At 33.9% G+C, this 6,690-nt stretch carries 7 protein-coding genes and 1 pseudogene; 3 read left to right on the top strand and 5 right to left on the bottom strand.

What is annotated here, in order from left to right:
- The coding region (locus AC1DS7_RS21645; RefSeq protein WP_476999203.1) for a transposase at positions 1–149 on the bottom strand (149 nt) is incomplete at its 3' end.
- Between AC1DS7_RS21645 and AC1DS7_RS21640 the strand changes: the two genes are divergently transcribed.
- The gene (locus AC1DS7_RS21640; RefSeq protein ID WP_476999202.1) at positions 96–659 is read left to right on the top strand and encodes a GNAT family N-acetyltransferase; all 564 of its coding nucleotides are present in this window, start codon (positions 96–98) and stop codon (positions 657–659) included. The two genes, AC1DS7_RS21645 and AC1DS7_RS21640, sit on opposite strands and share 54 nt — an antisense overlap.
- A gap of 214 nt (positions 660–873) precedes the next feature.
- Here AC1DS7_RS21640 and AC1DS7_RS21635 read toward each other — a convergent pair whose 3' ends face one another.
- Together AC1DS7_RS21635 and AC1DS7_RS21630 are read right to left on the bottom strand one after the other, a co-directional pair.
- A complete protein-coding gene (locus AC1DS7_RS21635) occupies positions 874–1,542 on the bottom strand; it encodes a protein kinase family protein (protein WP_080118267.1) in 669 nt (222 codons plus the stop codon).
- A 403-nt stretch (positions 1,543–1,945) separates the two neighbouring features.
- Positions 1,946–3,586, bottom strand: a complete 1,641-nt coding sequence (locus AC1DS7_RS21630; RefSeq protein WP_201065131.1) for a M20/M25/M40 family metallo-hydrolase — start codon at positions 3,584–3,586, stop codon at positions 1,946–1,948.
- A 638-nt stretch (positions 3,587–4,224) separates the two neighbouring features.
- Between AC1DS7_RS21630 and AC1DS7_RS21625 the strand changes: the two are divergent.
- Together AC1DS7_RS21625 and AC1DS7_RS21620 are read left to right on the top strand one after the other, a co-directional pair.
- Positions 4,225–4,653: pseudogene (locus AC1DS7_RS21625) on the top strand (aminoglycoside phosphotransferase family protein); the annotation flags it as partial.
- A gap of 44 nt (positions 4,654–4,697) precedes the next feature.
- Entirely contained in the window at positions 4,698–5,045 is a 348-nt protein-coding gene (locus AC1DS7_RS21620) for a VOC family protein (protein WP_002013943.1), read from the top strand.
- A gap of 118 nt (positions 5,046–5,163) precedes the next feature.
- On the opposite strand, the gene AC1DS7_RS21615 is transcribed toward AC1DS7_RS21620, so the two are convergent.
- On the bottom strand, positions 5,164–5,625 hold the full coding sequence (locus AC1DS7_RS21615) for a hypothetical protein (RefSeq protein WP_060750704.1): 462 nt from the start codon (positions 5,623–5,625) through the stop codon (positions 5,164–5,166).
- An 83-nt stretch (positions 5,626–5,708) separates the two neighbouring features.
- Positions 5,709–6,479: a putative protein N(5)-glutamine methyltransferase gene (locus AC1DS7_RS21610; RefSeq protein WP_002165386.1), complete on the bottom strand. Its 771-nt coding sequence runs from the start codon at positions 6,477–6,479 to the stop codon at positions 5,709–5,711.
- Between the last annotated feature and the right edge of the window lie 211 nt (positions 6,480–6,690).

Genomic DNA, 6,690 nt, shown 5'->3' with positions numbered 1-6,690 from the left:
GCTTCAAAGTGTTTCACCCAACGACTTACAACCGAGTGATGAATACCTAATTCTTTCGCAATGGTTTTATAGCTCATGCCTTCTTTTAAGTATAAATCTATAGCTTGTTTCTTAAATTCTACATCGTAAGTGACTCTAATTTTTCCCATGAAAAAATCCCCTCCATAGTAAACAGGTTAATGTGCTTTCTTTTTCCTGTCTACTATAAGGGGATCATATCAAAACAATGGTTGCTTTTATTTCAGTCAATTCCTACTGTTGAAGAAACGGAAATTCTCCTGAGAAATGCCCATATAGATTTTTTGAAAAGAGAAAGCTTTCGCTATCTTATCTATCATAAGGATACTAATGATTTTATTGGAACTGCTAGCCTTCACGGAATTAATTGGAAAATTTCTAAATGTGAAATTGGATACTGGATTAATACGCAATTTAGTGGCAATGGATATATGACAGAGGTAGTAAGTGAGTTAACAAACCTTGGATTTCAGTTACTCAAATTTAGAAGGATTGAAATACGCTGTGAATCTACTAACACTAAAAGTCGTGCGATCCCTGAAAAACTAGGTTTTGAGCTTGAAGGGATATTACGTAATGAAGATCTTTCAGCTGACGGTAAAAAACTAATTGATACCTGCATCTATGCAAAGGTAAATTAGATTGAAATTTTAATACTCAATTGCGTCTGTGTACATAGTTTATTCCCCTTCTAATCCATTATTGTGATTTGTTTAGAACTATAGTACATCATTTTATAAATAAATTACTTCATGAAGTTATAAAATTAGGACCGTACATATTAGACATATCTAAAATTTACGGTCCTTTTGTTTACTAGTACTTATCTAACCTAAAGATAAGTATGTGCTCCTTTTACAATTTGAATTTCTTTGTAAGCTTCTTATATTTTCTATATGAACGTCGAACAATGTTTAACATGAAATACGGTATTTTAACAGGGAAAGGCAATTTATAAATGAAAGGCAAGTAAAATGTAAAATATGCCTTTTCTAAGTCTCTCCACTTACTATCTTCTTTTGTTTTTAAGAAATCAGATACATCGACTACATATCCCCTTCCATTTTCCATCATCACATTTTTTCCGTGAACATCACAAGGAGTTAATCCTTGCTCCCTTGCATACTCTATAGCTTCATTGATATCAAGGATTACCTGCTTAGGAATTTTAATCCCCTTATGGATAGCATCGTATAAGGTAATTTCTTTTAACCGTTTCAATACTATGAAATTTTCTCCTTTATATATAAGATTCGAATAAGAAGGATGATTTCCGATTCTTCGGTATACTTCTGACTCTTTTTCAATTCCTTCTCCTTCTCGCGCGTAAACTTTCACTACCCAATCTTTGTATTCTTTGTGCATAAATACTGCGGCATAATTACCTGTCCCTAAACACTTCCAAAGTCTAGGAATATCTTTAACTACTATAGGCTCGAATTCATCCTCACTTCTTATGCTTACCTCTTTTAATAATTCGTCCTTTATCAATCTCACAAAACTATTTATACTCATCATTCCCACTCCGGTTTTGCTACAAGGGGTACTACCCCATACCCATCAAGTTAAAAAGTACATTCTTCCCTAATACGAAAAAAATGAGCAGACTTCACTAAGTAACTAACTGTAGCGAAATAAATTTTTCATTTAGGGGGGTACTTCAAAATCTTAAAATGGATATTCTACGCAAATATATATTATTGATACAATAAGTTATGTTAACTTCATATAATTATATTATACAAAAACTCAGCAAATACCGTTACGAAAAGTTTACAAGTCATATCTACTCTCTCTAAATAGTTTATTGCGAATCTATTTTAAGGAGAATTCTTACATCACAATTTCATAAATCTAAGGTTTCAAACTATTCATTACGAAAAAAAGACCGTATCACTACGGTCCTTTTCTCGCTCTTATGCAAACACTATGACTGTGTAACTTTATTAGAAACAAGTAGTTTTTCAATACATATAGGTAACATATCTAATAACGTTTCAAATGCGTAATTTACGTCCAGACGCTCCGTCCATTGATGTGCATCTTTTCCTACTGGTCCCATATTTAATACTGGAACGTCAAACTCTTCTAATTCCTCTAGTGGAATCGAATAACCTTTATCCCATAATGGCATATTGTCTACAAGAGAACTCATTGAATCCAATGGGTTTTGTAAGCCCACATAGCTTAAATCTGAAATTCCTCCAAAATAATTTTGGTTTTCAAATGTAATGCTATGATTATAGTGGGCATACTTTTCCATTTCTACAACTACCTCTTTAATTAAAGGATTGTCGCGTGAACTCACAGCTGGATAGTATGGCGGCGCAAAGAAAAGTACAATCATTGGAGCCTTTTCTTTACATAAGATAGATAATTTGTCTACTAAATCAATAGTTACTGCACGATCATCTTTATCTTCTCTATTTTTTATAATATCGGATTGAATTTCATCTATTTTTTCTCTTCCATGTTGTTCAATTGCATAAGCGATAAGCTCTTCATACGTTAATACATTTACTTTAAGATTCGGCGGTATGAACGGATTATACTTAGAAAAATGATACGCTCGCTCCTCATACGATTCTTCGATTTTCTCTGCTACTTTCGTTACTTTTTGGCGTAACAATGAAACTACATCTGTCATCGTTTTTTCTAGTAAAAACAAATTAAATAATGTGACAGCACGATGAGGAATTTGTACAGAATAATCCTCCTTTAAATCTCTTTGAAGCAAGTTAGTTGGTGGTGGACTCGCTTCCCCTTCTACAATATCACAAAGGTCCGTATTCAACTCTAATTCCGCTGTTAATAATGCAGCCATATAGCTCCCATTTAATCCTGCAAAAGGTTCGCCTACATGTGTCTCTTTTCCATAGCAAAGGAAACCAGGTAACACCTTACCAATAGAACCAGTATAAATGTACTTATTTTGGTCACCAGGATGTCTTGAAAACATAGGCTCTGAATTTAGGACCGTTCTATACTCTAAGTCATGTTCTTTTGCTAAGTCTAATAATCTTGGAACAGCAGCTCTCATCCCTACAGAGTTCACTTCTTCATCTGGAACAGCCAATAAAAGAACATTCCCATCAAATCTTCCTTCACAAGCTTGCTCAACCATCGCCATTTGTAAAGTTAGACCACATTTCATATCCATTGTTCCTCTACCAAAGAGCCAATCTCCTTGTTCTATATCTTCACGTACATGATCTGGTAGCTCATCTTTATGAGAATAAAACATAGATGTTAATTTTTTAGGGTTAAATGCATCTTCTTTCCACACTCCATAATCCTGTACATCTACAACATCAAAGTGACTAACAAGAATTACAGTATTTTTCGTACTATCACTTTTCTTTACTAGGGCTGTAACAAAATATCGTCCATCCCCCGTCGGATTTTTTTGTAAATGATGCGGATTTTGTTTGAAATACTGTAAGTCAGATAATTGTTCTACAACAAAGTCTGGCAATATAACTTCAGCTTCTGAACCTGTAATACTAGGAATTTCAACAAGATTGCTTAATAATTGAACCAATTGTTCTTTAGATTGCCACTTTGACATATAAATCCCCCTATTTTTCCGCATTATGAAATTCATTTCCAATATATGAATAAAAAATGACGACAGCTATCAAAATTATAATTTTGCCGTTTGGCAAGCTTATGGTTCTTTTCATTTGCGGCAAACATATGCTTCCAGGATTTGAAGAATATGTTTAATATCACTTTTAAATAAAGTCACGGTGTTTATTTAAAAGACGCGATGTTTTGTCCCTTTAGATCTGTTTATCTAAAGAGAGGTTTTTATAGTGAAAAGAAAATCTGAACTGAAAGACGGATTAAGAAACTGCTGAGTAGCAATAAAGTTACTCCACTAAAGGGACAGATTGTTGAGGAACGTTTCCAGGCAATTAGATTATTCAAGTTTGAATAGATCATTGAGATTGTGAAGGTTTTTTACTTAAACTAACGGGGCAGTAATACTCAATTAAAAATAATGGTAAAGTTAGTGAAAAGAAGAAGGATTAAAAATCGTATAGATTCATTGTAATACATTTTAAGTTTTTGTGTGGCGAGGTATTTGAGAAGTAAGAATGATTTCATCAAAAAAACATTGAAGCTCCAACGGGGTTTTATATGACTATTTTTCCAGACCCAATTTAACATCACAAATTACAAATAAACATTCTATACTTTTGGTTAGATTTTTTATATAGTTTGATTGACAGCATCAGGGCTAGTCATAGCAATCTACTCGATACATTGTACGAGCTTGAATCAAAAATTGAATCAAGAAGTCGTTATGGATTTATACATGGGGAACTCGGCCCTGATCATGTATTAATTAATGACAAACTAGAACCTTATTTGATTGATATCGAAGGAACCGAGTTCTTTGATATTGAGCATGAGCACAGTTTTTTGCAGTTTCGATTTGGGGATTATTATCGATATTTAAAGAATGATACTCTCGACCCCAACAGGATGTTATTCTATCGATTCCATCATCATATATCCTTAACTTCAGGCGGGTTGAGATTGCTTCACAGAGGATTTCCGAATCAACAATTTGCAAAAGATCTAACCAATCACCATTCCCGTTGTGCACTGCGTTTTATTGAAGGTTGAACTTATGTCATTAAAAATTTAAAGATAGATAGGAGTTAAATACAATGATAAAAGGTTTCGGAGGAATATTTTGGAGAACTAAAAATCTTGATGTTATAAAAAAATGGTACAGTGAAGTGTTGAAGATTGAAATAGAAAATTGGAACGGGACTGTGATTAAACCCGAATTAGGAACTGAGACTATCTTTTCTTTCTTCACTGAAAATGACAATTATTTTCCAACAGAACAACAAGTGATGTTGAATTTCCAAGTACATAATCTAAACGAGACTATTCAGCATCTTGAACATATTGGTGTACCTCTTGAAAAGAAAGAAGAGATTAGTGAATTTGGAAAGTTTATTTGGATTAAAGATCCTGAAGGTCGATTGATTGAGCTGTGGGAGAAATAGCCGGTTACAATCATTTACTATTAAGCTAACGAGTGCTTTAGTTCAATAAAAAAAGTTGATTCCTTTGAAGTGCACCTTCGTTTATTAGACACAGTCTAACAATCGGAGGTGCACTTTTTTAATCTAAATTAATACTTTTAATAAAATCAAAATGATTTTCATCAGCTAATTTATCGATATAACCTGTTATATACAGATTTGCTTTAGATACTTCTGTATTCTTAAACTCAGAATAAAAATCAGGAGAAAATGATACTTCTAAAACAATACTATCCCCAGGTTTAATATTTAACTTATTACCTTTAGCTAACACTCTAAATGGATTTGTTGTTTGGCCAGAAACAGTAGGTGATTTAGGAAATGAAAACATAACATTATTTTGTACAATAATATAATCGGTATTATTAGTCATTTTTATTTTATAAGATATTTCAGTGTTCATATTAAGATTTTTAGAAATTAATTCATACACTATTCCATTTTCAACATCTGCTTGTTTAAAAGTAATATTATTTTTACTAGAACAAGCACTCAAAACAAAAAACAAAACCAATATGATTATTCCACATTCTTTTTTCATTGATCTATTACCACCTATCAGTAAACACTATATTCTCTTTGGATTGTCATAACATTTGAAACGTACGTAACACTAGTAATACTCTAAAAGCTAGAATTAGAACCGATTATGACAGTAGCGTCCAGTTCCTTGTTTCTAGCAACTTTTGTGCTAAGCCCAGCACCAGCAAAGATTTCAAAGGCCTGGGGTGCCTGAACTTCGCTCGTCTCTATCAAAAGATGTCCATCCAAAGCTAACCAGAGTAAAGCTTCTTCTGCTACTCTTCGCAGAATGTTAAGACCATCTTCTCCTCCGTCAAGCGTTACATGTGGTTCATATAGGCGTGCCTCCCGGGGGAGAAACTTTATTATTTCAGTAGGAACGTAAGGTACGTTCGCAACTAGGATATTTACATGGCCCTTAAGTGAGTCTGGTAGAGCTTTATACAAGTCACCTTCAAAAGCATGACCGCCAAAATTCGTTACATTGCGGCTAGCGCATTGTACTGCGATAGGGTCAATGTCAACAGAATACAATTCAACTCGTCCCAAAGCTGCTGCCAGTGCTGCGCCCACCGCACCTGATCCACAACATAGGTCAACAATGATATCGCTAGAACGTGACAGAGCCTCTGTTTGATGAACAAGGAACTCGGTACGTTTACGCGGTACAAAAACGCCTCGATCCACTTCTATTCGTAGACCACAAAACTCCGTGTATCCAACAACGTATTCCAGAGGTAAACCGTTGACTCGCATTTCTACCATTTTCATAAGGTCCTCTGGAGTTAGTGCCTCTGACATAAGTAACCGGGTCTCATCTTCTGCAAAAACACAACCGGCACTTCGAAGCTTGCTAACTATATATTTTTCCATTTTCATATCCAAAAATAAATTTGTTTTATTCTCTATATTATCTCACCACTTTTGATAAATTTTGTTTGTAATTCAGAATTCGTTAAAAATAGCTAATATCCTTTTTCAATAACCTGATTCTTACATAAACTGTCATTTGATGGACATATTCGTCTATGACCATCTCTTTCCCTTGTATATAGAGCATTCTTTTCAATTTCTGTTTTCGTCA

The organism is Bacillus sp. P4_E1, from assembly GCF_056401715.1.
The sequence above is the reverse complement of the archived record's forward strand: the minus strand, read 5'-3'. Positions and strand labels throughout refer to the sequence as shown.